The sequence below is a fragment of the Glutamicibacter uratoxydans genome (assembly GCF_006539925.1).
GTDB lineage: Bacteria > Actinomycetota > Actinomycetes > Actinomycetales > Micrococcaceae > Glutamicibacter > Glutamicibacter uratoxydans.
The window spans coordinates 48,792-73,174 of record NZ_BJNY01000002.1; the positions used below are offsets into that span (position 1 = coordinate 48,792).

Annotated in this window: 16 protein-coding genes; 3 read left to right on the forward strand and 13 right to left on the reverse strand. The window is 65.6% G+C overall.

The window, feature by feature from the left end; translation table 11 throughout:
* Nucleotides 1-28: 28 nt before the first annotated feature.
* Nucleotides 29-838 carry an enoyl-CoA hydratase/isomerase family protein gene (locus tag AUR04nite_RS02080; RefSeq protein ID WP_141361461.1) on the reverse strand — a complete coding sequence of 270 codons (810 nt, stop codon included), beginning with the start codon at nucleotides 836-838 and terminating at the stop codon, nucleotides 29-31.
* Nucleotides 839-895: 57 nt separating this feature from the next.
* Between AUR04nite_RS02080 and AUR04nite_RS02085 the strand changes: the two genes are divergently transcribed.
* Complete coding sequence (locus AUR04nite_RS02085; RefSeq protein WP_141361463.1) at nucleotides 896-1,396, forward strand: DUF456 domain-containing protein; 501 nt, start codon at nucleotides 896-898, stop codon at nucleotides 1,394-1,396.
* Here the strand turns inward: AUR04nite_RS02085 and AUR04nite_RS02090 are convergent.
* Genes AUR04nite_RS02090 through AUR04nite_RS02105 form a run of 4 tightly spaced genes read right to left on the reverse strand, consistent with a single transcriptional unit; the run spans nucleotide 1,393 to nucleotide 4,815 of the window.
* A complete protein-coding gene (locus AUR04nite_RS02090; protein ID WP_141361465.1) occupies nucleotides 1,393-1,998 on the reverse strand; it encodes a response regulator transcription factor in 606 nt (201 codons plus the stop codon). The genes AUR04nite_RS02085 and AUR04nite_RS02090 overlap by 4 nt on opposite strands.
* Nucleotides 1,995-3,146 carry a sensor histidine kinase gene (locus tag AUR04nite_RS02095; RefSeq protein ID WP_170184044.1) on the reverse strand — a complete coding sequence of 384 codons (1,152 nt, stop codon included), beginning with the start codon at nucleotides 3,144-3,146 and terminating at the stop codon, nucleotides 1,995-1,997. Before AUR04nite_RS02095 ends, AUR04nite_RS02090 begins: the two co-directional genes overlap by 4 nt.
* On the reverse strand, nucleotides 3,146-3,901 hold the full coding sequence (locus tag AUR04nite_RS02100; RefSeq protein ID WP_141361469.1) for an ABC transporter permease: 756 nt from the start codon (nucleotides 3,899-3,901) through the stop codon (nucleotides 3,146-3,148). The genes AUR04nite_RS02095 and AUR04nite_RS02100 overlap by 1 nt, the downstream gene beginning before the upstream one ends.
* Entirely contained in the window at nucleotides 3,898-4,815 is a 918-nt protein-coding gene (locus AUR04nite_RS02105; protein WP_141361471.1) for an ABC transporter ATP-binding protein, read from the reverse strand. The genes AUR04nite_RS02100 and AUR04nite_RS02105 overlap by 4 nt, the downstream gene beginning before the upstream one ends.
* A gap of 308 nt (nucleotides 4,816-5,123) precedes the next feature.
* On the opposite strand from AUR04nite_RS02105, the gene AUR04nite_RS02110 reads away from it, so the two are divergent.
* The gene (locus AUR04nite_RS02110) at nucleotides 5,124-5,804 is read left to right on the forward strand and encodes a DedA family protein (protein ID WP_246055280.1); all 681 of its coding nucleotides are present in this window, start codon (nucleotides 5,124-5,126) and stop codon (nucleotides 5,802-5,804) included.
* Between the two features lie 148 nt (nucleotides 5,805-5,952).
* Here the strand turns inward: AUR04nite_RS02110 and AUR04nite_RS02115 are convergent, their stop codons facing one another.
* Genes AUR04nite_RS02115 through AUR04nite_RS02130 form a run of 4 tightly spaced genes read right to left on the reverse strand, consistent with a single transcriptional unit; the run spans nucleotide 5,953 to nucleotide 9,958 of the window.
* On the reverse strand, nucleotides 5,953-6,951 hold the full coding sequence (locus AUR04nite_RS02115) for a FecCD family ABC transporter permease (RefSeq protein ID WP_170184045.1): 999 nt from the start codon (nucleotides 6,949-6,951) through the stop codon (nucleotides 5,953-5,955).
* 52 nt (nucleotides 6,952-7,003) lie between these two features.
* Nucleotides 7,004-8,056: a FecCD family ABC transporter permease gene (locus AUR04nite_RS02120; RefSeq protein ID WP_141361477.1), complete on the reverse strand. Its 1,053-nt coding sequence runs from the start codon at nucleotides 8,054-8,056 to the stop codon at nucleotides 7,004-7,006.
* Nucleotide 8,057: 1 nt separating this feature from the next.
* The gene (locus AUR04nite_RS02125; protein ID WP_141361479.1) at nucleotides 8,058-8,912 is read right to left on the reverse strand and encodes a siderophore-interacting protein; all 855 of its coding nucleotides are present in this window, start codon (nucleotides 8,910-8,912) and stop codon (nucleotides 8,058-8,060) included.
* A 41-nt stretch (nucleotides 8,913-8,953) separates the two neighbouring features.
* Nucleotides 8,954-9,958, reverse strand: coding sequence for an ABC transporter substrate-binding protein (locus tag AUR04nite_RS02130; protein ID WP_141361481.1), 1,005 nt, complete (start codon nucleotides 9,956-9,958; stop codon nucleotides 8,954-8,956).
* 199 nt (nucleotides 9,959-10,157) lie between these two features.
* Between AUR04nite_RS02130 and AUR04nite_RS02135 the strand changes: the two genes are divergently transcribed.
* Complete coding sequence (locus AUR04nite_RS02135; RefSeq protein ID WP_170184046.1) at nucleotides 10,158-10,871, forward strand: 4'-phosphopantetheinyl transferase family protein; 714 nt, start codon at nucleotides 10,158-10,160, stop codon at nucleotides 10,869-10,871.
* Between the two features lie 28 nt (nucleotides 10,872-10,899).
* Here AUR04nite_RS02135 and entS read toward each other — a convergent pair whose 3' ends face one another.
* The 4 genes from entS to AUR04nite_RS02155 all read right to left on the reverse strand — a co-directional run bounded on the left by entS (nucleotide 10,900) and on the right by AUR04nite_RS02155 (nucleotide 24,379).
* A complete protein-coding gene (gene entS, locus AUR04nite_RS02140; protein WP_170184047.1) occupies nucleotides 10,900-12,225 on the reverse strand; it encodes an enterobactin transporter EntS in 1,326 nt (441 codons plus the stop codon).
* Entirely contained in the window at nucleotides 12,222-12,416 is a 195-nt protein-coding gene (locus AUR04nite_RS02145) for an MbtH family protein (RefSeq protein ID WP_141361487.1), read from the reverse strand. Before AUR04nite_RS02145 ends, entS begins: the two co-directional genes overlap by 4 nt.
* A 69-nt stretch (nucleotides 12,417-12,485) precedes the next feature.
* Complete coding sequence (locus tag AUR04nite_RS02150; RefSeq protein WP_170184048.1) at nucleotides 12,486-16,493, reverse strand: non-ribosomal peptide synthetase; 4,008 nt, start codon at nucleotides 16,491-16,493, stop codon at nucleotides 12,486-12,488.
* Nucleotides 16,493-24,379 (reverse strand): condensation domain-containing protein, encoded by a 7,887-nt coding sequence (locus AUR04nite_RS02155; protein WP_141361491.1) that lies wholly within the window; start codon nucleotides 24,377-24,379, stop codon nucleotides 16,493-16,495. The genes AUR04nite_RS02150 and AUR04nite_RS02155 overlap by 1 nt, the downstream gene beginning before the upstream one ends.
* Nucleotides 24,380-24,383: the final 4 nt, after the last annotated feature.

A 24,383-nucleotide genomic window follows, 5' to 3' on the forward strand; every position in this document is an offset into this window, starting at 1 on the left:
AGGTTTTCGGTTCCCTTTATTTTTCCTTTTATTTTTCTCCGGTGCTTTCACCGAAGCGCGCGGGGCGCCGTTCAAGGAATGCTGCCCTGCCCTCAACCAGATCCGGGTTCGCAGCGTTTTCCTCCCACAGCGTCGCCCACCACTGGTCGTGGCCGGGATGATCAATGCCTTGGGCGGCCAGGCTGAGTGCTTCCTTCATGCGCAGCAGCGCATAGGGCGAGTTGGCCTGCAGCTGTGCAATCAGAGCCGCCAGCTGGTCCTCGAACTCTTCTGCATGCACCACGGTCGTGAACAGTCCCCACGCATCGGCTTGCGCGGCGGTAATCTTCGCACCGGTCAGCAGCAGGTACTTGGCCCGGTCCTCTCCCACCCGCTGCACCAGCCGTTCGATTCCTGCGCGGGGAAAAACCAGGCCGATCTTGGCAGGAGTGATGGCGACGGCCACGTCATTGCTGGCCAGCTGGATATCGCAGGCCGCGGCCACCTGCCAGGCCCCGCCGAAGCACAGTCCCTGCACCGCAGCGATGGTGGGCTTCGCGCATTCGCGCAGCGTGCGGTCGAGCAGATCAAGGTGGTTGACCAGATCCCCGTCCTGGTCCCTGTCGAAGAGCACCTGCTCCATCTGGTCGATGGCGATGCCGGCGCTGAAGTTCGCACCGTCTCCGCGCAGCACCACCACGTCGACGTCCGGGTCTGCCGACAGGCCGGCGAGCGCGCCGACCAGCTGCAGGCACATCTCCTTGGTCAGTGCGTTGCGCTGGGCGGGGTTTTGCAGGAGCACGGTGGCCGTGCCGCTGCGGCGGTGCACCTCGATGTTCGGTGTTGGCTTGGTGCTCATGGTTCTCCCCCGCGCTTCGCTGCTGTTCTCTAGTGCCACCGTGTCACACTTGGCTACGTGGATGCACAGATTATTTCAACGATTGTCGCCGGCCTTCTGTTGGTGGTTGCGGCGCTGGGCACGATTTTCCCGGTGCTGCCAGGCTCGCTGCTGGCGATCGCCACCCTTGCCGGCTGGGCGTGGATGCTCGGTTCGGCCCCCGCGTGGTGGGCCGCCGGGATCGGAATCTGCTTGGCGGTGATCGGCTGGTCTGCCTCTGCAGTGCTCACCGGCAAAAAGCTCAAGGAGCACCAGGTGCCTACCGGTTCGATCCTCGTCGCACTCATCGGAGCCGTGGTCGGCGCGTTCCTCATTCCGGTGGCTGGCTTGTTCATCGGATTCGCGGTGGGCCTGTTCATCGGAGAATCGCTGCGTCGCGGCGAGCTGCAGGGTGCGGTCGGTTCTTCCGCCGCGGCGCTGAAGGCCCTGGGCCTGGGCATTGTCATCGAGCTTGGCTGCGTGCTGCTGGCGTCCTCGGTGTGGATGATCGGGGTCGTCGTGCACTTTGCCACCCGCTAGATCCAGCCCATTTCCCTGGCCGCGCGGGCGGCTTCGATGCGGTTGGCGGTGTTCGTCTTGCCGATCGCGTTGGACAGGTGGTTGCGCACGGTGCCCGCCGAGAGGTGCACGCTGGCGGCGATCTGCGAGACCGGCGCGCCGGTGGCCGCCAGAGAGAGCACTTCGCGTTCGCGTTCGGTCAGCGGATTGCTGCTAGCTTCGACGCTGAGGATCGCCATCGCGGGGTCCACCACCTTGCCGCCGCTGTGCACCCGGCGCACCGCGGCGATCAGCTCGGCAGGCGGGGAGTCCTTGACCAAAAATCCGCTGGCCCCGGCTTCAAAGGCCTGGCGGAAGTAGCCCGGGCGGTCGAAGGTCGTCACGATCAGGATCTTGACCTCCGGGTGGCTTTCGCGCAGCAGCTGTGCGGTGCGCAGCCCGTCCAGCCGCGGCATCTGCACATCCAGCAGCGCCACCTGGGCTCCGGTGGCGTCCAGCGCCGCGGCGACTTCCGTGCCGTCGGCGCACTGGGCCACCACTTCGATGTCTTCTTCCAGGTTCAGCAGGGCTGCCAGCGCCCCGCGCACCAGATGCTGGTCATCGGCGATCAGCACCTTGATCATGGCTTCTCATTCCTCGCTGCAAATGTCACCAGTACCTGGGTTCCGCCCAGTGCGGATGCTCCCACTGTAGCGCTGGCGCCGAATAATCTGGCGCGTTCGGCCATGCCGCGGATCCCGTGCCCGCTTTCATTGCCCTGGATGCCGTCTCCGTCGTCGTCCACGCTGACGAAGCGTTCATCGAGCCTGATGGCCACGGACCCTGCGTGGGCGTGGCGCAGCACGTTGGTCACCGCTTCGCGCAGGATCCATGCCACGTGCGAGCGCCAGGGCAGCGGGATGTCCTCCACCTGCCCGATAACGGTGAAGTCCAGGTGGTTGTCGGTGCAGGATTTGTGCAGTTCGACCAGTTCGGTGTCCAGGTCCTGGCGGCTGAGCCCGTGCACGGTGGTGCGCACCGAGTCCAGCGCGGTGACCGCCAGTTCGCTTAGCTGCTGCACCTCGCCTCGGGCCTGCTCGTACTTCCCGGCGTCCATGAGCCGCAGCGCCAGCTGGGCCTTGAGGTTCAGGGCAGTGAGCGAATGGCCGATCCCGTCGTGCACGTCCCGTGCCACGCGTTCCTGTTCGGCCACCAGCAGGTAGTCGGCGCGGATCTTCTCCGCGGCGGCGGAGCGGGTGATCGCCGCGACGGTGACCGCATAGACCACCATGAGCACCAGGTTCAGGCCGATTAGGAAGATCAGGTCAACGAAGTTGTTGTAGATGATCGGCAGGGCGAAGCAGAGCACGGTCACCACCGTGTAGGTGGCGATGGTGATCCTGCGGGTGAGCAGGAACGCCGAGTAGGAGGTCAGGAACGGGAAGATGCCCATGGCGGTCAGCCCAATCACCGGGATGCCTGCCAGGGTGATCGCCCAGAGGATCGCGTAGTAGACCAGCGCGCGGGCCTCGGTGGTGCCGCCTTCGCCGACCACGCGGCTGTACCGCGCATAGGCCCTCAGGTAGATGGCCGCGAAAAGCACCACGAAGCCCAGTCCGATGATCCGGGTGGGCAGCGGGTAGTCGTCGAGCAGCAGGTCGAGCACCGGGAAGATCAGGAAGATGATCCATACCCCGGACACCAGCCAGCCCCACTTGTCCCAGAAGGCAGGCTGCTCGTCGAACTCGCAGCGCGCCTGTTCCAGGGCCGTGGGGCCGTTGTCATGCTGCATTACTGGCGCGCCTTGGCTTTGCGTATTGCCACGACGGCGAAGACTGCGAAGATCAATGCCCATGCCACTAGGTTAGCCACTGGGATCCACAGTGCGTCGGGCGCCATGTCATATCCGGCGGGGATGTCCTTGAGCAGCGGGTAGCGGGCCAGCGCCACGTAGCCATACATCGGGGTGAAGCGGGCCGCGTCGAGCATGCCTCCCTCCAGCGGCATGAACACATTCCCGAAGAAAGCGAAGAACACCATCAGGCCGCTGGCCAGGCCCAGGGCCGACTCTGACTTGAACACCATGCCCACGCCGATGCCGTAGCAGGCGAAGATCATGGCGCCGGCCAGGATGATCAGGTAGCTCACGCTCCAGATCCAGCCCTCGGTGACCCTGGCTCCGGTGGCAGAGCCCAGTGCGAACACCAGCGCCGCGGAGGCCGCCGCCACCGTGGCCGCGACGATCATCTTGCTGGTGACGAAGGCCGCCGGCGGCATCTTGGTCAGTGCGATCTGCCGGCCCCAGCCCTGCATGGTTTCGGTGGCGACAGTGCCTGCAATGGCCACGGTGCTGACCGCGGCGCCATAGGCGGCCATGGAGACCATGAGGTAGAACTTCACGTTGCCGCTGCCCAGGTCGAACTCCGTGTAGCTGGGGATGTTGCCGAACAGGAAGTACATGGCCGCCGGCAGCAGCAGGGCAAAGATCAGGTTGTAGCCGTCGCGGATGTGCCGGGCGAATTCAACGCGGATATAGGTGGCGATCATGATGCGTCCTTGGTGAGTTGGATGAATGCGTCTTCAAGGCTCGGGGCGGAGATTTCAAGGTCCCAGGCCCCGTAGTCGCTGAGCAGTGCCCGGGCGAAGGCGTCGGAGTCCGCGCACTTGAACCAGATCCGCTGGCCGTTGCGTTCGGCGATGCTGATGGATGGGTCGAAGCGCTGCGCCTGGACGACTGCCTGTTCATTGGGCAGCGTGGCGCTGATGGTGCGCCCGGAGATGAGCTTGCGCAGTTCCTCGGTGGCCCCGTCGGCAACAACGCGTCCGCCACTCATCAGCACGGTGCGTTCGGCGAAGTTCTGCGCCTCTTCCAGATAGTGGGTGGCGAAAATGATGGTTCGCCCGCCGGTTGCCTCCTCGTGCATGGTCGCCCAGAATTCGCGGCGGGCCATGACGTCCATGCCGGCGGTGGGTTCGTCGAGGATCAGCACGTCGGGATCCGGCAGCAGCGCCAGCGCGAATTTGATGCGCTGCTGCTCGCCGCCCGAGCACTTGCCGACCCTGCGCTTGGCAATGCCGGACAGGCCGGTGCGTTCCATGACTGCTTCCACTCGCTCTGGCCGCTGGTGCATGGCGGCGATGACTCGCACAGTTTCCAGCACTGTCATGTCGCGCAGCAGCCCGCCGGTCTGCATGACCGCGGAGACGCGGCCTGAGGAGACTGCCTTGCGCGGGTCCAACCCGAGGACCTCGACCTTGCCGCTGGTTGGCTGGCTCAGTCCCAGGATCATGTCCACCGTGGTGGTCTTTCCTGCTCCGTTGGGTCCGAGCAGGGCAACGATCTGCCCGGTCTCGATGCCCAGTTCCACCCCGCGCACCGCTTCAACCTTGGTCCGCGAGGTGGTGAAGGTCTTGTGCAAACCCGTCAGCGTTACTGCTTCGGTTCGGTTCAGTGTTTCCATATTTCAAGTCTGGTGATTTTCAGCTGCCCTGCGAAGAGCGGATTGTCACGACTTGTCCATGACGATTGTCATGGGTCGCCGCTTCCTGCCATGACATGAATGTGAGCTTGGCTACGAACAGCCAGTTCAATGGCTTCGCTATGTATCCGTCCATGAATCATCCAGCTTGAGAAAATGAGCCGGTCAGCGGGGTATATTCTGGAAATCGCCCGGATTGGCGCGCCTGCGGTGGCTGTTCCGACGGGGAAACTCACAGCGAAATCCCGTAGGCTTCTACCGTGCTAGATCATTCTTCTCTTCTTTCGACAGTGACCGAGTTGGCTCATCCAACCATCGGCGCCGCGTTCCTGCCAGACTGGCTGAACCCTGCCGTCTTCCTCAACGACCCTGCGCTGGGCCCTTGGGTCCTGTTGCTGGTCTGCGGCATCGTTTTCGCCGAAACCGGCCTGCTGGTTGGCTTCTTCCTGCCCGGCGACTCGATGCTGTTCACCGCAGGCATGCTCATCGCCACCGGCACCATCCACATACCGCTGTGGCTCTTCGCAGCGGCGATCTTCGTCTGCGCCTTCGCCGGCGACCAGACCGGCTACATCATCGGCCGCAAGAGTGGACCAGCGATCTTCAAGAAGCCCGACTCCCGGTTCTTCTCGCAGAAGAATGTCGAGCACGCCCATGAATTCTTCAACAAGTACGGCGGCCGCGCCGTCATCCTTGCCCGCTTCGTCCCAGTGGTGCGAACCTTCGTTCCGGTGATCGCCGGCGTGGCAAAGATGAACCACAAGACCTTCGTTTTGTTCAACCTTGTCGGAGCGGCCCTCTGGGGCATCGGCGTCACCCTGCTGGGCTACTGGCTGGGCCAGTTTGAATGGGTCGGCAAGAACATCGACATCATCTTCATCGTTATCGTGCTGATCTCGGTCATCCCGATCGGCTTCGAGCTGCTCAAGGCTCGCGGCAATTCCAAGAAGAAGAACACCGTCGAAGACTGATCTAAGCACAAGAGGCCGCGGCGCCAACCTCTTTCCATGAGGTTGGTGCCGCGGCCTTTTCCTATCAGTACGGCCCGGCGCGGATCACCGACGTCTTGCACTACCGGCTTACGTGCCTAGAAGAATTTTCCTAGGCATCGCTGCGGGCTCAACTGCGTTTACGCGAAAGTATCAGCAGGATCCACACCAAAAACGGCGCCCCCGCAATTGACGTCACAAGTCCTACGGGCAGCAGAACGGGGAACAGGTTCTGCCCGATCAGATCCGCCAACAGCATCAGCACTGCACCGGTCAGTGCAGCCCTGCCAGGAGTTGGATGCGTCGTACCAAACATCCGCTGGGCAAGCTGCGGGGCAACGAAGGCGATGAAGCCAACCGGTCCTGCAACAGCCACGGTGACCCCAGCAAGCAGCACCGAAAGCCCCAGCAGCAGAGTCACCGAACGAACTCGCAGCCCAAGGGCCGCCGCAAGATCATCACCGAGGTCAAGAACATCCAGCCATCGGGCCCCCAGGAAGATCAACACTGCGCCGATAAGCACCACTGCCATGACCACCGGCCGCAAGAGATCCCACGTGGCAAGCGACAGGCTGCCTGTCATCCAGATCATGGCGCTGTTCAGATCAGGCAGTTCCGCGCGCAGCAGCAACCAGCTGACACCCGCACCCAGCCCCGCGTTCACGCCAAGGCCCACCAAAACTAGGCGAAATGAACTGATCCCGCCACGGTAGGAAAAGAGCAGCACCATCGCGCCTGCCAGCAGCGCTCCCAACGTCGCTGAAATCGGCAGCCTCCATGGGCCCAGCAGCAACAGTGCCGGAAACATGCCCGCACCCACAATCGAAGCTACCGCGCCCAAACTGGCGCCGGCCGTCACGCCGATGATGTCAGGGCTTGCCAGCACATTGCGCAGCACAGCCTGGGTGATCGCACCCGCTATTGCGAATCCCACTCCGACCACGACCGCTCCCATGACACGCGGTCCGCGCAGGTCCCGCACCAAGAACATCGTTCCCGCATCCAGCTGCCCGGTGACAGCCAGCCACCACTGGCCGACGTCGAGCCTGAGCCCGAGGCTGCTTGCAAGCAGGAGAACTCCGGCGGCAATCAGCACGCCCCAGCACAACACCTCGCGCCAGATTTTCATGCGGGCGGAATTCTTGGACGGCAGGCTCTGCCTGGCCGTTGGGATAAAAAATCTAGTGGCTATCATGTGCCCTCCGCATCCGCGAACTACGCGCGATCACAACGAACAACGGGGCGCCGAGAATGGAGAGCATGATTCCAACGCTGAGTTCGCTGGTGGGCAGCACCAGGCGCCCGGCGGTGTCTGCCAGCAGCATGATCACCCCACCGAGCATCCCTGAGAGAGCAACAATGCTTGGAAGCCCGCCGGGCCCGATGCGCCTGGCAAGGTGCGGCGCGGCAAGTCCCAGAAATGCGATGGCTCCCATGGATGCGGTGGCGGCTGAGGCGAGCACCACCACGGCGAGCAATCCAATAATCCGGTCGCGGCCGACATTGCGTCCCAGCGCCGAGGCCACATCTTCCCCCAGGGCCAGCGCATCCAGCGAGGGGGCGTTGAATACCACCAGCAGCAGGCCCAGCAGCAGCCAGGGGGCGACATCCCAGAGCACCGCAGCATCCCTTCCGGACAACGAGCCGACGGTCCAGTAGCGGAACTTGTCCATGGTGACCTTGTCGATCAGCACTACGGTGCTGGATATGGCATTGAGAACGCCGGTAATGATGGTGCCAGCAAGGATCAGGCTGGTGGCCGAATTCGTGACCCTGATCCGCGAGGCAAGTCCCAGCACCACCAAGCCCGCGGCCAGCCCGCCTGCCATGCCAAAGACCGTGTACTGCGATGGCAGGCCCAGGCCTAGAACGCTGATCGCGAATACCACGCCGGCGGCGGCTCCGGCGCTGACCCCGAGCAATCCCGGATCTGCCAGCGGATTTCTCGTATGCGCCTGGCACAGGGCGCCTGCAATGCCCAAGGCGACTCCGCAGATCAGTCCGAGCACGGTGCGCGGAGCTCTGAGCGACATGACCGATGCGCTGGGCTCGCTGACATTCCCATTTTGTCCGCCCACATAGGCCAGAACCTCGGAAGCCAGCACCGGCTGGGATCCGTAAAACAGGCTGGCAGCAATGGCCATGAGCATTAATATCGCACAGACGAGGAAAACCGGCAGGCTCCGCAGAGCCGGCCGGTTCGCCGCCTGGTCCTGGTACAGGCCGGCTGCCATGCTAGTCCTCGTCGTGATGGTGGTCGTGATCGGCTTGGCCACGACGCCAATAGCCGTCGACGTCCCAATTGTCGCGGTCCAGTCCCAGATCGTTTTTCAGGTATCGGCGTAGCGGCTTGATGGACATCGATTCCCCCGCCACCCAGACAAAGCCTTCGCCGCTAGGCAGCTGCTGAGACTTCACCGCCTGCTCCAACAGGTCTGTGCCGCCGGCGGGTGCACCGTTGCGATGCAGCCAGGTGACCGTCAGATCAGCTGGGCTGTGAAGCTCGATCTCGTCGGCACCGTCATTGACCTCGACGAAAGCGAAGACTTTTGCTTCGGGGCGCAGCCCGCCAACCCATCGGGCCAGGGCTGGCAGGGAGGTTTCGTCAGCAGCAAGCACATACCAGTCGAAAACATCCTTGACCCGGAAGGAACCGCGCGGCCCGAGCAGGGCCAACTGCTCGCCCGGCTGCGCTGTACCTGCCCAGCGGCCTGCGACGCCGTGGTCATGCAGCACGAAGTCCAGATCCATCCAGCCCTCGGCCGGATTGGCGTCTCGAATCGTGTAGTCACGGCTTGTCATCGATCGTCCGTCCACCCAGCGGTCGCCCACCACCCCCGGAAGCACCGGAGCGCCCTGAGCGTCTCGGTCGAAAAACACCTTGACATGGTCCTCGGGCGCAACGCTGCGCAGCGACTTCAGGTCCTCGCCGACCACGCGGATGCGCACCATGCGCGCCGTGAGCGGGGTTACCGATTCGACGGTGACCAGCCGTGGCATCAGCGGGTGGGTGTATGTTGCGTTCTTATGGTTTTCCTCATCCGGTGTGATGAGTTCGCCGGACATTGGATCGTGGGTAGTGATAATCACTGCGGGGTCCTTAGTGTGCAAAGAGAGCGGACGGGGCGGGATTAGAGTCCCTTGAGGACTTTTTCGATCTGTTCAACCACACGCACGGCGGCGCCATAGTTGTCAGGGAAGAAATGCGTCACTCCCGCCGCATGCCCGTCCTTGACCGCCGGCAGCGAGGTCCAGGTTGCCTTGCCTTCCAAGGTCGTCAGTGCGTCGGATGTACCGTCGGTGTATTCCGGGTAGAAGATCACCGTCGCGTCCTCGATCTTGGACAGCTGTTCGAATGAAAGAAATACGCCGTTCTCGCTGTCTTCAGCCTTCACTACGTCTACCGCTGGAGCTTTCAAGTCGTCCAGGATCTTGCCAATCCAGGAGATCTTGGAGTAGACGGTAACGTCCTCGTATGCATCCACTGCGGCGAATTTGTTCTCCGCCAACTGGGAGGCGTAGTCCGCCCTGACCTGAGCGACCTTGTCTTCATAGGCCTTCTTCTCGGCCCTGGCCTTTTCACCATTGCCTAGGATTTCAGCCATTGTCAACGAGGCGTCACGGGTTCCTGCCGAGCCGTTGGTGCGGATCAACACGGTGGGCGCGATCGCGTTCAGCTTTTCAAACTCGGCTTTTTTCTCGGCGCTGAGTTCTTCGGAGGCGTCGTCACCGCCACGGACAAAGCCAATCATCAAATCCGGCTTCAATGCGACGATTTGCTCGTAGTCCCACCCATCCGGGGTCAGGACGGAGGGCAGGTCGGCTACGGCATCGTAGAGCTTCACATCGCCGAAAGAGTCGTCATAGGAATCGCCTGCAGTGGCCAGTGGGGCCAGCCCGGCTTCCACCGCTGGCACCGTGCCACCTTCAAGCGCTACCACGCGCTGCGGATCGGAAGGGATGTTAACGGCCCCGAAGGCTGTATCGACGGCAATGGTGCCGTTCGCTGACGGTGTTGATGCTTCACTGACCGGGCTGGCTGTGCTGCTGGCATTGGAGCCAGCAGCACAGCCAGTGGCGAGCAGTGCAAGGGACAGTGCCGCGGCGGCAAAGCGAGTACGTGCAGTGATTTTCATGTGCGAGTGCCTTCGAAATCATCGAACAGAATGAATGTGACGTTGCCCTCGGTGGCAACCTCCAGCAAGATTACCATAGGCTAACCTAACTCAAAAACGCATAGAATTTCATTCGTAATCGATGGGTTGAATGAGCCGAGTTCCCGCCCAAGGCCCTAGTCTTGAACCTGTGCATTCCCCCGAACAACCACGGACCATCATGTTTTTGTCCGCCAGCCCGCAGCAGGTGACAGCACTGGTGCAAGGCCTGGGCGGCTACGAGCAGCTGTTGGGTGCCGAAGCATCCGCGGCGCGAAAGCTGAAATTCCCTGCTGATGCCCAAGCCCTGCTCTCCTCCCGTGCATTGCTCCGGCTGCTCTTGGCTCACGAACTAGGCGTCGGGCTCGGCCAGGCGGCAGCGTTGGACATCACCCGCCACTGCCCTGATTGCGGACCTTCCGACCATGGACAGCCGCGCCATGCACTGCGCACACTATCTATGTCGCGCACCCGCGAACTGGTGATCGCGGCGGTGGCTCCCGCGCAGCTGCTGCTGGGCGTCGACGTGGAACGCGGTCCATCGCTCAACTCCACTGGCATTTTCGAAGGCTTCGACGACACAGTGTTGAGCCTGGCAGAAAAAGCCCTGCTTGCAGAAGCAGAGAACCCCGACCAGCTGCGGCTGAACGCGTTTTCAGCCAAGGAAGCGCTGTTGAAGTCCCTTGGCATCGGACTTCGCATAGCCCCCTCCAGCATCGATGCGCTGGGTGCATCCCAGGGGCTGAAGGGCTGGGCGCGGGTAAAGATTGCGCACGCGGGGGGTCAGGAATTGGCCTGGCGCGAACTCCAACTGGGCCCGGAGCACATCGGTACGCTTGCAGCGTCCAGGCCGCTGCCGGTGCGCCAGCTCACGCTCCAGGACCTGGTCCGCTGAATCGTGCCCAGCCAGCATCCGGCCCCGGCTACCGCTGGGCATCAACCGATTCAAGCTCCGAGGGGTGCGCTTGCAATTCGCGCAGCTGCCGCCCCGAAATAGCCACCCCCAAGCTGACGACGAACGCCATGGCGCCGCCTGCAACCATGGCCCCGCCGGGCCCCAGCACCTTGGCCAGAAGCGATAGCAGCGGCCCGCCCAGGGTATCCCCGACGGTGCCCTGTGCGCTCCACACTGCGCTGACACGCCCCAGCAGCCGGTCAGGAGTCCGCCGGGCAATAATCGCATAACGGAAAATTTCGGCGAGCACGTCACCGGCTCCGGTCAGGGCCATGGCCGCCAACGCCAGCGGCAGCGAACTTGTCAGTCCCAGCGCCAGCACCCCAAGGCTCGCGGCACACAGTACGACCAGCAGCACTGCGCCAACTGATCGAACCCTTCCGGTCCAGCCGCTGGTCAATGAGGCAAGCAGTGCGCCCGCCGCAGGGGCCGAGTACAGCAGCCCCGCAGCTTCGGGGCCCAGTCCCAACTGGCGCTCGGCGAACTCGGGAATCAGCACATACGGCGAGGCGCACAACAACTGGATAAAGCCAAGCAGCAGGATTGGACCGATGATCCTGTCCCGGGCCACATAGCCAATTCCTTCCCTGGTATCCTCCCACGCCTGCGCCACGGTATGCCGCAGCGCCCCGGAGAATCCAGCCTGCCACGCGGGCACTTCCGGCCCCTCGGGCGCCTGGGTTTCAGGATGCAGCGATGGCAATCGCCATAAAAGGGCAACGCTCGCCACGCTGACGAGCACCACCGCGATATACAGCCACCCAGGCCCAATGACCGAGTACAGCAATCCGCCCAGCGCGGGGGTAAACACCATCCCCAAATCAAGGCTGACTGCCATCAGCGCGCTGGCAGCCGGCAGCTCTTCGGACGCAATGGTGCCCGGGACCGCGGCAGACAGCGCAGTCGCGCTGATCCCGCCGGCCAATCCGTCAACCGCCGCGGCAATATGGAATGCCGCAAGGTGCGGTTCAGCCAGGAACGCATTGACGGCCAGCAGGATGAATCCAACGATGGCTGCGCTGCGCGCAGCGAGGATCAGCCTGCGTCGGTCAAGCCTGTCTGCCAGCAATCCGCCGCCGAGCGCCCCGGCAAAGCCTGCAAGTCCCATGACGGTGGCGACCAGTGCTACCTGGACCGAGGATCCGGTCAATGAATAGACCTGCAAGGGGATTGCCGTGCTCAACACTCCGATCCCGGCAATGGAGACCAGCCGCCCCCAAAAAATGACCGAAAACGACCGACTGCTGCGCAGTGGTCCCAGATCGATGGCGTGGCGGCGCAGCCATTGAATCACAGGGCTGATTCCCGAGGAGTGATGTCGGTCCAGTGGGTCTGAACATACTCGTTGGCAGCTTCCAGGCTCGCTGGGCCGAAGACCTGGGTCCAGCCGTCGGGGATCTGCGCAAATTCGGGCCAGAGGCTGTGCTGATTCAGGTGGTTGACGAGGATGAGGAAGCTGCCGTCGGTGCGGTCGAATGGATTCATGAGCTGTGCTCCTTGGGTAGATTAAAAATGGGTATAGGTGGATGGTGTGTGCTTGGACGCGTTCTGCGCTCAGGCGCGGTCTTGCTCCGCAGCTGACATGTCGGCGCGCAGCTGCGGGCCGATCACGCCAAGGGCCGCGGGAGAAGTCATTTCGTGGTGGCCTGCTTCAACCAGGTGCTGCGCGAAGCTTCGGGTCGAATATTCGGCCCAGCCTTCAGCGCACGCCGACGGGTCGGAAGCCGGCACGCCATGGCGGCTGATGGTTGCCGTGTAGAGTCTTGTCGCTGCCTCTACCCGGGCATACCGGGCGCCTGGAAGCACCGAGACGCTGTAACTGTACGCGTCGAGAATCGCCTCCAGTTTGTCGCTGGCAAAGTGGCTCCACACCCCGCCCGACTCGGCCAAGAACTCAAGCACGTCATCGCGCTGGTAGGGGCTTTCCAGCCAATGCGGAATTTCGCGCAGCGCTCCTGCCAGCAGGAAGTTCAGCGCCTCCTGCTCCAGGCCCGCCGCGTCATCCGGTGCAGTGCCCTGCTGCGGCGTGGCGTGCACCGCGTCGGCATCCAGCAGCGACAAGGTCAGCACCTGGTCACCCTCGGCTTCCAACACCCCGGCGACCATGTGCGCCAGGTGCGCGCCGAAAGACCAGCCAAGCAGGTGGTACGGGCCGTGCGGGTGCCGGGCACGGATGTGCGCGACCATCGCATCGCGCAGCGCAGCCATGTCGCGCGGCGCCGGGCCGGTGAGGCGCGGAGACTGCAGTGCGATGATTTCGCGCCCGCGGCCAAGATGCCCCGCCAGCCCCGCATAGCTCCAGCCCAGGCCGCCTGCCGGATGGAAGCAGTACAGCGGGGCGGCCGCCTCGCTGCCCACGCTGGGGCCGCTCAGCGGCAGCACCACGTCGAATGACGCATCGGTGCCGGCCGACAGTTTTGCAGCGAGGGATTCAACGCTCGGGGCAGCGGCAAGGGCGCCCACCGTCAACGGCGCATCAAAGCGCGCACGCAGCAGCGAAACCGCGCGCATCGCCTTCAACGAGTCGCCTCCCAGCAGGTAGAAATCATCCTCGGCGGCGACGTTTTCCACACCGAGCACCGTGCTGAACACCTCGGCTACCGCATTTTCGGCAATCCCCTCAGGGGCACGTCCCGAGCTCGGTGCGGGCATCGGCAGCGCCGCCACATCGAGCTTCGTGTTCGAGGTCAGCGGCAGTTTCTCAATAACCACCAGATGGCTTGGCACCATGTAGTCCGGAAGCTCGCGGCGTGCCCGCGCCTTGACCGCCTCCGTCATCCGGTCCCGGTCCTCGTTTTCCGCTGCAGGAACCGCCGGGACGATGTAGCCGATGAGCGCCACATTGCCCTGGGGCATGCGGCGCGCGAGCACCGCTGCGCTGGCCACGCGCGGGTCGGCGGCAATCACCGCCTGCACCTCTCCAGGTTCGATGCGGTATCCCCTGATCTTCACCTGTGAGTCTGATCGGCCATGGAAGTGCAGCTGGCCGGAGGAGTCGAGGGAAACGATGTCGCCAGTGCGGTACATCAGGCTTCCCCGCTCGCCATGGGGGCTCGCCACGAAACGCGAAGCTGTCAGCGCCGGGCGGGACACATACCCGTGCGCCAGCCCGGCGCCGGCCAGGTACAGCTCCCCTGGCGTGCCATTGCGCACCGGGCGCAGCGCGCTGTCAAGAACCCAGGCGCTGGTGTTCTCGATCGGCGCCCCCACCACCGGGACGCTGCTGTCATCGGTGCCAGCGCCCAGGGCGTTGATGGTGTATTCGGTGGGGCCGTAGAGGTTGTATCCCTCTGATACTGGATCGTTGCGCAGCGCCTCCCAGACATCGGCCCCTACCGCCTCGCCGCCCAGCAGCACCAGCGCCGGGTGGTGCTGCCCCTCTTCCAGCAGGCCCTCGGCAAGCAGCGCCGAGGCCACCGATGGTGTCACGTTGATGACGTCCACCGATTTTTCACGCAGGTAGCCAACCATCTGTTCCGCATCCCGGCGCAGCGATTCGTCCAAGACGTGTACGGTATGTCCTTCGATGAGCCAGAAGAGTTCTTCCCATGACATGTCAAAGGCAAAGGAGACGGTGTGCGCCACCGCCAGCGCGCGGTCCCCCACCCGGCCGATGGCAGGGTCGAAGATTTCGCGCCGGTGGTTTGCCAGCATGTTCACCAGCCCGCGATGCGGCACCGACACCCCCTTGGGTTCGCCGGTGGAGCCGGAGGTGAACATCAAGTAGGCGGTGTCTTGATGCGAATAGCCGGGATTCAGCGCCGCGGCGGAGATCGGCCGGTGGCCAAGCGCCGTCTCGTCGAGCACCAACACCCGGGCCCCTGAGGCCGCCAGCTGCGCGGCATCGCGTGTCGAACCAGGTTCCAGCAGCACCGCGTCGGCCCCCGCGGTGGCGAACATCTTCGCCGCCCGGGAATCCGGGTAGGCGGCATCCAGCGGAATATACGCGGCCCCCGTGGCAAGGATGCCGAAGATCGAGGTCACGAACCGGTTCGAGCGCTCAAGGCCGATGCCTACCTTCGACCCCGCACCGATCCCCTGCCCTGACAGCCAGCAAGCAATCGAAGAAACCTCTGCCCACAAACCGGCATAGTCAAGCACCTGCGGGCCATCGATGAGCGCCGGGCGTTCCGGGTGGGCTGCTGCCGTGCGCTCAAGCAGCTGGACCAGCGAGGCGTCAGCCAGCTGCCTGTCGGTCCCGGCCAGGATCGCAGGCCGTCCGACGGTGTTCACCGCGGCCAGCGCGGTGCCCAGCGGCTGGTCTGCATGCGCCGCGAGGGCGCCCAGCGTGGAAATCACCGAATCCACAATCTCTTGGGCGCTGTCGGCGCAGAAGCACTCGCCCTGATAGGCGAGGATCAGCCGGTAGATTTCATCGGGATGGACGATGAATGTCAGCGGATAGTGCGTGGCGTCTCCGCCGTCGATCTCCAGCAGGCCGGTGTCCTGGCTCAGCGTGTCCAGCTCCTGGTCGTCCTCCGGGGTGTTGCGCATGACATACAGGGTGTCGAACAGGGCGCCGATCCCGGCATCCTGCTGGATGGTTGACAGTCCGACGAATTGGGCCTGCAGGCTTTCGCCCTGGCGGCTCTGCACCTGGCGCAGCAGGTCGCCCACCTGGGTATGCGGATCCAGTTCGGTGACCACCGGGACGGTGTTCAAGAACAGCCCGATCATCTCATCCACCCCCGAAAGCTCCGGCGGGCGGCCCGACACCGTGGAGCCGAACACCACGGTGTCCTGGCCCGTCAGCCGGCGCAGCGCCAGCGACCAGGCCAGCGAGTACACGGTGTTGATCGATACGCGCGCTGAACGGGCCAGGGCGATCAGCTCGTCGCTCAGCCCCGCGGGCAGCTGCTGCTCTACAACTTCCGGAAGCACCGCCGCGCGCTGCGCCGCTGGGGGCGCCACGAGCGTGCCGCCAGAAAGACCCGCCAGCTGCCCGCGCCAGGTGCCCCGCGCCGCCTCGGTGTCCTGGTCCTGCAGCCACTGCAGGTACTGGCGGAATTGGGCTGGTTCGCCAAGGCTCTTCTCTCGCCCGCCGGCGCGGTAGTGGCGCAGCAGTTCGGTGACCAGCAGCGCATCGGACCAGCCGTCAATCAAGATGTGGTGGTTGGTCACGACCAACGCTCCACCGTCTTCGCCAAGGTCCGCGTAGGCGAAACGGATCAGCGGCGGGCGGCTCATCTCAAATTTCTGCTGGCGTTCATCCACCTGCAGGCGTTCAAGCTCGCGCTGCGCCGCCGGCGCCCCCGACAGGTCCAGCTCGCGCCACGGCAGGGGCACTGCCGCCGGGATGAACTGCACCGGGGTGTCGAACTGCTCATGGGCAAATCCGGCCCGCAGGATCGGATGGCGTTCGAGCAGGGTGGCGCAGGCGGTGCGCAGGGCCGTCACGTCCACCGGCGCGGCGAAGCGGTAGGTCGACTGCATGGTGTAGACGTCCAGGGCTTCAGGGTCTGCCAGCGCATGGAAGAGCAGGCCGTACTGGAGGGGAGCCAGGGGCAGGACGTCGATGATTTCCGGTTCGTCGTGGCTGGCTTCGGTGGTTGGCGCTGTCACTAGTTGTCCTTCAGCAAGTTGGTCAGTGAGGCCATCGAGGCCCCATCGAGGGTGATCATTGGTTTGGCATTCGGTGCAGGCGTGCTGTTCTTTGCTGCGCCGGCCGCTTTGCGCGCCACCGCGGCAAGCTCGGCGGCGAGGGGGTTGGCGAAGACCTGCGAAATGGTTGCCGTGTATCCGGCCCGGCGCAGGGCCGCCAGCAAGGACATGGCGCTCATCGAATCTCCGCCGGCGGCAAAGAAGTCGGTCTGTCCGGTTGCCTGGGGCAGGCCAAGCACCTGGGCGAAGGCTCCGGCCACCGCCGCGACCGCCGCCGCATCGGCGTTCTGGGCTCCGGCGTGTTCTAACTGGATGCGCGCCAGCGCGCCGCGTGCCGGGGCAAGACGCGTCGACAGCAGCTCGCGCAGCACCGACAGCTCGGTGCCCAGGGCGATGCATTCGACCGCCACCACCAGTGCAGAGAGGATCTGCCCGGCGGTTTCCCGCGGGATCTCAGCCGCGTATTCGACCTCGATCTGCAGGGTGTCGGCGATGGATGCGCTGATTGCCAGCGGGTATTCGGTGGCATCCTGTGAGTGGATGCTGCCGATGCGCGGGGCTCCTGGCTCCGTGCTGTCATCGGTCTGCGGATAGTTCTCGATGACAAGCAGCGTGTCGAAGAGCGTGCCGACGCCCAGTGCGCCGGTGATGCCGGCCAGCGGCACGCCTGCCGATTCGATGATCCGCCCGCCAGCAGCGTGGGCGCTTGAAAGCAGTTCAGCGCAGTTTTGCTGCTCCAGGCTGATTGCCATGGGCAGGGTGTCGATGAACATGCCCGGCAGCGTGGCGATGCCCGGGACCTCGATGCTGCGTCCGGAGCTGACAGTTCCGTAGACCGGATGCTGGGTTTGCAGCAGTTCTCCGAGCACCAATGCCCAGGCGGCATTCAGCGCATCAGCCACCGTGGCAGAGGCGCCGCGGACCCTTTTGACAAGGGCCTGGTGCAGCGGCGCATCCATCGTGTGCGCCATCAGCGAGGGTGCTGCGGTGTTCTTCGCGTCGCGGTGGCGCAGCACATGTCCTGCGGTGCCCGCGGACAGCCGCCGGCGCCATTCCTCGATGCGCTGCTGATCCTTGCGGGTCATGACCAGCCGGGCGAATCGGTCGTAGCCGCTGCCCGCCGGGTGCACCGGCGCCGCGGCGGCCCCGCCCTTGGCGAAGTGTGCATAATGGCTGAACAGCTCATCGATCAGCGGCGGGATGGACCAGCCGTCAAGCAGCAAGTGGTGGTTGGCGATGATCAGCTGGCTGTGCGGCTCGCCGGTCACCGGGTGTTCCCCGAAGTCGATCAGTTCGACACGCAGCAGCGGACCGTGTTCAAGATCGAAGCCCTGCTGCATCTGGGCGTTTCGGGCCAGCTGCGCGCAGTCCTCTCTTTGCTCAAGGCCCAGTCCCGGGCGGTGCAGCGTGGTGACAGGGGCAGCAAATTCCGCCAGCGGGACAAGTACCGGGGCGCCATCGGCCGGCCAGTACACGGTGCCGCGCAGCTGCGGATGGGCAGCTCCCAGCGCCTCCAGCGCTTGGCGCAATACCGCGAGGTCAACGGTTCCAAACAGTTCCAGGCCTGCCAATGACAGGTAGCTGTCGCTCGGTGCGCTGTGCGCATGCACCGCCATTGCCTGCTGGACTCCGGTCAGCGGCCAGATGGCCTGCGCGCTGGGGCGCGCTGCCAGCAGCGCCGAGGTTTCTTCGGTTCCCAAGCCCACAACATCATGCAGCGCCCCTGGCGCTGTGCGCTGCGGGGCCTGAATTGCCGCCAGTTGGCCCAGGGCCTCCAGCGCCGCGCCCGGCAGCGCCCGCCCGGCAGCGTTGGGGCAGGCAAGCTGCCAGCGCAGCACCAGCCGGGGGCCGTCTGCCGCGTCGCTGACATAGGCGTTGAGCTCCACCGGGTGGGTGGCAGGCAGCCGGTGGTGCAGGCCGAGCGCGCTTTCCAGCGCCGCCGCGTCGGCGGCCGGCTGCCAGGGGCCTTCGCGCAGCGCATCGCGGCCAAGGTAGTTGACCAGCAGCTGCGGGCGGGCGCGGGTTTCCGCGGCTTCCAGCGCAGCGCGGGCCGGACCTGGCAGGTAGCGCAGCATGCCGTAGCTGGCGCTATCCGCGGGGATCGAGGCGGCCGCCGCGCGGGCTGCGCGCAGCCACGCCTCCGGGCCCTTCTGCTGGCCTTCGCCGTTCAGGCGCAGCGGCCAGGTGGCGGTGAACCAGCCTGTCATCGAGCCGGCCTCAACCGTGTCCCGGGCGTCGTTGAACCGGGTGCCTGCCGGTCGGCCGTGGCCTTCGGCTTCCAGCACCACCGACTCGTTCTCCCGGATCGCGGCGCACAGCGCCGCATGCAGCACCGTGTCCATGCCGTAGCCCTCGCCCAGGGCGAGCAGCCTTTCGGTGGCTTCAGGCTCAAGGGTGTGCACGATTTCCTCGGTGTCTGCCAAGGATCCCAGCGCTGCACAATCGGTGTAGTGCACCTGGCTGTTCCCGCCGGCATCCAGCACCGACAGCCAGCGTTCGCGCAGCGTCGTGTCTTCGGCCAGGGTGCCGGCCGCCTGGTTCACCGCGGCGGCCCACGCGCGCAGGCTTCCGCTGGCCTGCTGCCCGGGCAGGCCTTCGACAAGTCGGCGCAGATCCTCGGTAAGCAGACGCCAGGAGTAGATGTCCACCGCCACATGGTGGATCGCCAGCGCCAAGTTCCCGTAGCCGCTGAAGGACCTGCGGTAGACCGCTGCCGCGACGTTTCCAGCGCGCTCGTCGATCCACTGGCAGGCTGCGCGCAGGGCCTGCACGAATTCTTCCTCTCCGGCGTGCTCATCGACCGTGGCCAGCGGGATCTTCGCATGGTCCATGACCGTCGCTGACTCGGCGTCCACACGCAGGCGCAGTGCCGGGTGCAGTTCGGCCAGCTGGTTGAGCGCGGCTTCCAGTTGCGCAGGATCAAGCTCTGCCGGAACATTGAGCACCCGCAGCTGCTGGAATCCGCGTCCGTCGGCGCCGGTGCGCCGCAATAGCTCCGAGTACCAGGCAATGGCAGGCGTTGGCTCAAGTTTTCCGGAGTCGGGCAGTTCCAGTGCGTGGGCGTCGGGCGCATCTGCCGCGGCGGCCGCCAGCGCCGCGGCGGTGGGGTTGCGGTAGATCTCTGCCAGGGTGATGACCAGCCCGCGTGAGCGCAGGGCCCCGATCAGCGCAATGACGGCCATCGAGTCTGCGCCCAGGGCGAAGATGTCCTTGTTGGCGTCCACCGCAGGCAGCGCAAGCACCTGTGCAATGGCCTGTGCGGCCTTGCCCGTGCGATGCTGGTCTGCCTGTGCCATGTCGTGGCCCGGCTGTGTCTTCGGCGCAGCGGCCTGCCTCGGTGCGGTGGGCGCAGCCAGCTGGCGGCGCAGCGGCTCAAGGCCCAGCAGTTCAGGCTGCGGCTGGATGCCTGAGGCCAGCACGGCGAGCGCGGTGCGCACCGCCGCCGCCAATGCCGCCGCGGCCAGCGGGTCCCCGCCGTTCAGTTCCACCTCCAGCTCAAGCTGCCGCCCCGGCGTCACGGTGAGGCACACTGGATAGTTCGTGCCGTCCTCGCCGCCCGCGGCGTTGACCTGGACCCCTGAATTTGCCGCCGGGGTGCGGTCCGGGTAGTTCTCCACGACCAAAAGCGTGTCAAAAGGCTCGGCGCCCAGCGCCGCCTTGATTCGCCCCATGCCCAGGTGGGCGGCCCGGGCCAGTTCGATGTTCTGCCGGCGAGCCTCTAAGAACAGGTCGGCGGCGGCAGCACCGGGGGTCGGCTGCAAGCGGACCGGGGCGGTGGTGATGAACATTCCCACCATTGATTCAATCCCCGGTACCTGGGCGTCGCGCCCGGAGCGGGTGGCACCCAGTGCCACGTCGGGAGTGCCGGTCAGTGCAGCCAGTACCGTTGCCCACGCTGCCTGCGCAGCATCTGCCAGGGTGCAGCCCGCAGCGCGGGCCACGGCAGCTAGTTCCTGCGCCGCAGACTGCTCCAGGCTGGCGGTGGCGCGCACGGTTCCCCTGCCTTCCTCGATCAGGTCCTGCAGCCGCGTCGGCTCGCCGAAGCCGGCGAACTCGTTGCGCCACTGGGCCTGAAGCTCTGAGGAGTCTTCTTCCACAGCGTGCAGCCATCGCAGGTAACCTGTCATCGGCGCGGCGTGGGCAAGGGGACCGCCCTCCAGCAGCGCCTGCAGTTCTTCGGTGAGCACCGCGGTGGACCAGCCGTCCACCAGCAGGTGGTGCATGAGCACCAGAAGCTCCCATGAGGTATCCGAGGTGCGCAGCAGCTTGGCGCGGACCAGCGGCCCGGTGGCCAGGTCCATGGACGCCGCGCGCAGCGCCTGCTGATCGGCGCGCACCGCTGCTTCGTTATCTGCTGCGCCACGCAGGTCGAGCGCTTCGAACTGCCATCTGGCCCGGTCCATGATGGCAAGCTGCGGAGCGGGAAGATCATGCTGGAAGAGGATGCCGCGCAGCTGCGGATGGCGCTGGGCCAGGGCGTCCAGCGCCTGTTCAACCTGCGCCGCGGTGGGCAGCTGGTGGGCCTGCGCGGCGGTGATCGACCAGCGGGTGGTTGTCAGGAAGCTTCCATCCGCTTCGCGTTCGTGGTGCAGGACCATGCCCAACTGCGTCGGGGTCAGTTCCCACAGGTCTACCGCGGTGCAGCCCACTGCCGCCGCCTGGGCCGCCAGGGCGCGGCCGCGCTGCGCACCAAGCGCAGCCAGCCGGGATTCCTTGTGGGCCCCGGCGTCGGGGATGGGGTCCTGGGCACTTTCCAGCGGCTGCAATCCGGCAGCCATCTGCCCCAGGTTCACCGCGGCGAGCAGGGCCTGCACCGAGCTTGAGTAGCCTTCGCGGTGCAGCGCCGCCACGAGCTGGATGGCGGAAATCGAGTCCCCTCCTAGGGCCATGAATCTGTCGCTGGCCGTCGGCTCCTGTGCCAGCGACAGCACGCGCTGCACCGCCTGGAGCACCGCGGCAAGTTCGGCGCTTGCTGCTTCCGGAGACGAAGCGGCGGGTGCGCCGGGTGCCGGCACGCCGAAATCTGGCATGGGCAGGGCACGAAGATCCAGCTTGCCGCTGCCGGTGAGCGGCAGCTGCTCCAGCAGCACCACCGCGGCGGGCACCATGGCCCGCGGCAGGCCCTGCGCGCAGGCATCGCGCAATTGCGCGGCGAGCTGGTCATCGCTCACGCGGCCGGTCTGCTCCGGGACCACCCAGACCACTAGCCGTTCGCCCAGCCGTGGATCGGTGACCTTGTGCACCGCGGCGCGGCGCACCGCCTGCTGGCTGGCAAGGAATGCCTCGATCTCTCCTGGCTCGATGCGCACCCCATGCAATGAAATCTGGGAGTCAGTGCGTCCGAGCAGCAGCAGCTGCCCGTCCAGGCCCCAGCTGGCGGCGTCGCCCGTGCGATACAGCCGCTGCCCGGAGGCGAAGGGGTGGGCGATAAAGCGGGCGGCGGTCAGCGCGCCACGGGCAAGGTACCCGTCGGCCAGCTGCGGGCCTGCCAGGTACAGTTCGCCGACGGTGCCGGGGGCAACCCGGCGCAGCATCGAGTCGAGCACCAGTGCACCGGTTGACCCCACCGGGCGGCCCACCACAGGCTTCTGCGAGTCAGCCACCGACGCGGCCAGCGCATCCACCGTCGCCTCTGTGGGACCGTATAGGTTGTACACCGAAGCGTTGGATTCGCGGGCCAGCTGCGCCATGCGGCTCCACAGGGCCGGCGGGAAATTCTCCCCGCCGGCCACGCAGATTTCCGGCAGGCGTGTCATTGCACCGCTTGAAATCACCGCATTCCACAGGGTCGGGGTGAAGTCGAGGTAGCCGATCTGCGCAGTTTCCACGTAGTCGGCGAGGGCAAACGGGTCCAGGTATTCGTCTTCGCTCAGCACATGCAGGGTATGCCCGGCGAACAGCGCAAGGAATGCGTCCCAGTGCGCGTCGAAGTGGAAAGCCGAGGTATGCGCCACCTGCACGGTGCGCCCGTGCGGGTAGAGCTCGCACTGCTGACGGGCAAACAGCGCCGCCAGGGCGCGGTGCGAGATGGCAACGCCCTTTGGTTCTCCGGTGGATCCGGAGGTGAACACGATGCCCACGGTGTGCCCCGGCTCCACCACGCCAGGCACCGGGGTCGCCGACTGTCCCAGCCCGGTCTGGCGCGGCCCTTCGCTGTCCCAGATCAGCGCCGGACGCGCCAGCTGCAGGGCGCGCTGCACGCGGGCCTGGGGCCACTGGTAATCCAGCACCATCAACGTGATGCCTGTGCGCAGCGCCGCCAAGTGGGCTACCACCATCTGCAGCCCGCGCGGTAGGCGCAGCGCCAGAATCGGCTCGCCGGTAGCCCTGTCAAGCAGCCCGTTCAGCCGCTGCGCGGCCCGGGCCGCCAGTTCATCCAGCTGGCTGTAGCTATAGCTGTCCCCCGCGCAGATCAGCGCTGGAGCCTGCGGTGTTGCGGCCGCCTGACGGGCAAAGAGCTGCGGCAGCAGCGGCTGCTCGGGCTCGTAGTGGCGGCCGGAGGACTCGAAACTACTGACCACTTCCGGATCCATCAGCTCCAGCCGGGCGATGGCTTCACCTCCTGCCGCCAGCGTTGAAAGGGCACGCAGCAGCGCGTCGGCCAGCGCCTGCGCTGCATGCTGCGCAACCCGCTCGTCGTATTCCAGCTCGATGCTCCAGCTGGCTCCCGCTACCACGTGTACGTTGATCGGGTAGTGGCTTGAATCCTTGGTGGATTCGAGCACCGCATCCAGCCCGTCGATCCCAAATTCCGGCCGGTTTCCTGCCGCTTCGAAGCTGAGCAGCGACCAGGCTAGTTCCGTTTCCCCTTGCAGCGCGCGTTCGATGCCCGGGACCCCGAGGTGCTGGTGTTCCAGGCTCTGGTTCCACCATTCCTGCTGGCTGGCGGCGGCGGTGGCCAGGGTGTCTTCAGGCTGGTAGCCGGCGGTGCACAGCACTGTCTCGGTGAGCATGCCGCACACGTTTTGGGCATCGGGCTGTGCCGGGTCGCGCAGCGCCACCGGCACCGCGAAGGCGTTGCCGCGGCTGCCAGCCACGAAGTCTGCAGCCACCGACCATGCGGTGCGCAGCGCCGTCGCCAAGGTGAATCCGCGGGACCTGGCTGTGGCGGCGAGCTGTTCGACGGTGTCTTCCAGAAGCTCGCGGTGCAGGCGCCGCACCGGCGCGCCTGAGGTCAGGGCAGCGGAAATGAAGTGCGGGCGCGGCCCGGTGTTCGCATGATCCAGGGTCCTGGCAAAGAAGCTTCCGGCCGCAGTCTTGTCAGCTCCGGCGATCCAGCGCAGGTGTTCGGCATAGTCACCGGTGGCCGCGGGCAGCTGTGCGGGCGGCCGCTGGCCGCGCAATGCAGCCAGTTCGCGAAGCCATTGGCCCAGCAGCAGCGGCATCGACCATCCGTCAAGCACCGTGTGGTGGGCAGTGATGATCAACTGGTGCTCGGTGCCGCCGGCGCTTGCCAGGGCCATCCGCAGCAGCGGCGGATCGGCCAGGTTGAATCCTTCTGCCAGGTCTGCCGCGGCAAGGCGCTTCGCATCGGGTCCAACTGAGAAGACCCGCTGGGCCAGGCTCTCATCGAATGGCTCGATAAAGGACACCGGGTCACCGGTATCATCCACCAAGAAGCCTGCGCGCAGGTTCTGCACCCGGCGCAGCAGGTTCAGCGTGGCGCTGCGGGCTTCGTTCTCCCGCAGTTCGCCGTCCAGCCGGATGCGGGTCTGCCCGATATACGGGTCATCGCTGTGATGCCCTGAGTCTTCTGCGATCAGCGTGTGGGCCACCAGGCCGCGCTGCAGGGCGGTGGTGGGCCACCAGAGCACCTGCTCGGTGGTGGATTTGGTCAGCTCGGTCATTTCA

Bases quoted from the DNA above. Each gene is read 5' to 3' on its own strand.
- AUR04nite_RS02080 (WP_141361461.1), bottom strand. From the start codon at position 838: ATGAGCACCAAGCCAACACCGAACATCGAGGTGCACCGCCGCAGCGGC.
- AUR04nite_RS02090 (WP_141361465.1), bottom strand. From the start codon at position 1,998: ATGATCAAGGTGCTGATCGCCGATGACCAGCATCTGGTGCGCGGGGCG.
- AUR04nite_RS02095 (WP_170184044.1), bottom strand. From the start codon at position 3,146: ATGCAGCATGACAACGGCCCCACGGCCCTGGAACAGGCGCGCTGCGAG.
- AUR04nite_RS02100 (WP_141361469.1), bottom strand. From the start codon at position 3,901: ATGATCGCCACCTATATCCGCGTTGAATTCGCCCGGCACATCCGCGAC.
- AUR04nite_RS02105 (WP_141361471.1), bottom strand. From the start codon at position 4,815: ATGGAAACACTGAACCGAACCGAAGCAGTAACGCTGACGGGTTTGCAC.
- AUR04nite_RS02115 (WP_170184045.1), bottom strand. From the start codon at position 6,951: ATGAAAATCTGGCGCGAGGTGTTGTGCTGGGGCGTGCTGATTGCCGCC.
- AUR04nite_RS02120 (WP_141361477.1), bottom strand. From the start codon at position 8,056: ATGGCAGCCGGCCTGTACCAGGACCAGGCGGCGAACCGGCCGGCTCTG.
- AUR04nite_RS02130 (WP_141361481.1), bottom strand. From the start codon at position 9,958: ATGAAAATCACTGCACGTACTCGCTTTGCCGCCGCGGCACTGTCCCTT.
- AUR04nite_RS02135 (WP_170184046.1), top strand. From the start codon at position 10,158: ATGTTTTTGTCCGCCAGCCCGCAGCAGGTGACAGCACTGGTGCAAGGC.
- AUR04nite_RS02145 (WP_141361487.1), bottom strand. From the start codon at position 12,416: ATGAATCCATTCGACCGCACCGACGGCAGCTTCCTCATCCTCGTCAAC.
- AUR04nite_RS02155 (WP_141361491.1), bottom strand. From the start codon at position 24,379: ATGACCGAGCTGACCAAATCCACCACCGAGCAGGTGCTCTGGTGGCCC.